The sequence below is a fragment of the Haloquadratum walsbyi J07HQW2 genome (assembly GCF_000415985.1).
Taxonomy (GTDB): domain Archaea; phylum Halobacteriota; class Halobacteria; order Halobacteriales; family Haloferacaceae; genus Haloquadratum; species Haloquadratum walsbyi_B.
Map to the genome: position 1 here is coordinate 696,557 of NZ_KE356561.1, position 2,740 is coordinate 699,296.

The 2,740-nt window shown below is 49.9% G+C and carries 3 protein-coding genes; all 3 read right to left on the reverse strand.

Annotated elements, in window-relative coordinates; translation table 11 throughout:
* A partial coding sequence (locus tag J07HQW2_RS03235; protein ID WP_021053894.1) for a CoA-binding protein occupies positions 1–480 on the reverse strand: 480 nt, incomplete at its 3' end.
* Positions 481–655: 175 nt separating this feature from the next.
* A complete protein-coding gene (locus J07HQW2_RS03240) occupies positions 656–1,510 on the reverse strand; it encodes an HpcH/HpaI aldolase/citrate lyase family protein (RefSeq protein ID WP_021053895.1) in 855 nt (284 codons plus the stop codon).
* 547 nt (positions 1,511–2,057) lie between these two features.
* A partial coding sequence (locus J07HQW2_RS03245) for an ABC transporter ATP-binding protein (RefSeq protein WP_021053896.1) occupies positions 2,058–2,740 on the reverse strand: 683 nt, incomplete at its 5' end.

Genomic DNA, 2,740 nt, shown 5'->3' on the forward strand with positions numbered 1-2,740 from the left:
TAGTGTAGCCCCCTCACTGGACATCACACCGATACAGTTCGGTCCGACAACACGGATACCAGTCTCGTTCGCCGCGACCGCCAATTGTCCCTCTAACTCGACCCCTGTTTCGTCTGCCTCCGCGAATCCCGCAGTCAGAACAAGAGCGACAGGGACACCACGTTCGCCTGCCGACTCGATGATATCAACGACATGCTTTCGTGGGACACTAACGACCACCAAGTCGACTGTCTGCGGAATGGCTTCGATATCGTCGTAACACCGGCGATTCCAGACATTATCGCGATTAGGATTAACCGGATAGAGCGTTCCATCGAACCCATAATCAAGTAGATTTTTCACTAGATTGCCGGAATAAAATGAGTCGGGACTCGCACCGATGACTGCAACCGATTCTGGATCGAACAGTGGGTCAAGATCGGGGACTGGTACCGATCCATTTGATACAGTACAACTGTTCTCTGTTTCGTTATCAGGCATATTTTGTCTACTTTTTTAGAGAACAATAGTATATTGCCGAACGAGGGCAATCAGATTCATCTTTTATATAGCGGATGATATCTGGTGGATATTGACGTCTGCTACACCTGACCCAAATCGAGCTCAGGCAGCTGAGGTATGCAAGAGCCCGGTGTCTGCACAGATGTAGAACTGGTCAGCGAATCCCTGCGGCGGTCGCCCGATCAAGAATCGTCCGCGCTCGCTCAATAAGTGGGGGATCGATCATCTGTCCGTCGACAGTAAACACGCCGGTTTCCGCCTCGATTGCCTGCCTCTGACCCTCAATTACTGTCTCTGCCCATTCGATTTCGTCTAAATTTGGCGTGAACGCATCATTAATTACATCGACTTGAGTCGGGTGAATCGCCAGCTTACCGTCGAACCCAAAAGTAATTATCATTTCCACCTGTTTTTGGAGTCCGTCAGCGTCGTCGATACTGGTATATACGGTGTCTAATGCGTCGATGCCGGCCGCTTCTGCTGTAGCTACAATCCGTTGACGAGAAAATAATGACTCAACTTTCTCGTCGGTGACTGTTGCCCCGACATCAGCTGTGTAATCCTGGTCTCCATAGGCGATTGCGACGACGCCTGGCGCAGTCGCTATTTCCTCTGCCGACATCAGTCCGTCCGCTGTCTCGATAAGTGGGATAATATCGACCGACTCTGCATCCACACTACTGAGATGACTTGATAGGGTTTCGACCGACTCAGCACTGTCGGACTTCGGGAGAACAACACTATTAGGAAGAGATCCTGCGTTTTGGACGACAGCATTGATATCTTGACGCCCGCCACGATTGAGAGGATTGATCCGGACACTGATCGACGGGTCGGGGTCGTCTAGTGTCTTAATAAATTCGCTGGTCTCTCGGTGAGCCTCCCTGTGTGCGGCTGGTGCGACAGCATCTTCAAGATCGAATATGACCGCGTCGGCTCCCGATTCGACCGCTTTCTTCATCATCTCTCGCTCGTCGCCGGGGCAGAACAGTAGTGAACGTGTCAGCATGCACCTACATTGTGGTATAGAATAAAAAATCCATAGCTACCTGAACGATTTCGGCACCTGGTTTCACACCAGGGTGTCGAAAAAGAAACAGCCAAAACAATCAGCGATGATCGTTCGCTTATCAACTCAATATTTAATTGCGTAGTCAGGTATATGTGGAAGACGGCAATGTCAACCAATGTGTGTTGTCCAAGAATAGAACCGGTTATGTTGTCAGAATTGGCACTGGTTTAATAAAGGTTGCGACGGCAACCATGGCGTTTCCCGATGTCACAGGCGTCGGTGGTGATGTGTCGTGTCGTCGCACATCACCTCACTAAGTCGATAGCATGACGTCTATTGATAAAGCTGCTTGGGATCTCAAATACGGCGGTGCTCTTGTATTCGAAGAAAGTTTTATCCCGGATAATGAAATGTTCTCAATAGGATCGAGCGTGTTCCTGATTCTATATACGCTCACTCATACCGGGTTAGCGACCAGCTCCACTAGTTTAAAAAAATCTTTTATTTAATTGGTGTCTCAATTATATTTATTCGGGTGGTTAAATTATCTCTCGTTATTCTTGATAGATTCTTCACTGGGATGGAAACATGCTGCCTCGTGACTCTTGCCGGTCCAAGTATCAAGTTCAGGCTCTTCACTGTGACACCGGTCAGTCGACTTCGGACAGCGTGAGACGAATCGACAGCCGGTTGTTCGGTTTACAGGGTTGGCTGGCTCTCCTTCCAACGCGACACGGTCACGGGTGCCCCGTGGATCCATCTCAGGGATTGCAGCGAGCAATGCCTCCGTGTACGGATGTTTCGGTCTGTTGAGAACACGGTTAATTCTCCCACGTTCGACAAACCGACCGAGGTACATGACCGCTAGACGGTCAGCGATATGCATGAGGCTGGCGAGATCATGAGAAATATACAATACGCCGATGCTTTCTGTATTGGCAAGCTCACGGAGAAGGTTTAGTACCTCTGCTTGCAGCGATACGTCGAGCATTGAGACGGGTTCGTCACATATGAGAAAGTCAGGGTCGATGACCAGTGCGCGGGCCAAAGAAACTCGTTGGCGTTGTCCTCCGGAAAGTTCGCTTGGGTACGACTCGAGATAGTGCTCTGCCGGCGTCAGTCCGACCCGTTCAAGTGTCTCATTGACAGCCTCATTCTGTTCGCCGACTCGATAGTCATGGATCGTCAGCGGTTCTTTGACAAGTTGTTTAACCGTCATTCGTGGGT

Bases quoted from the DNA above. Each gene is read 5' to 3' on its own strand.
- J07HQW2_RS03240 (WP_021053895.1), bottom strand. From the start codon at position 1,510: ATGCTGACACGTTCACTACTGTTCTGCCCCGGCGACGAGCGAGAGATG.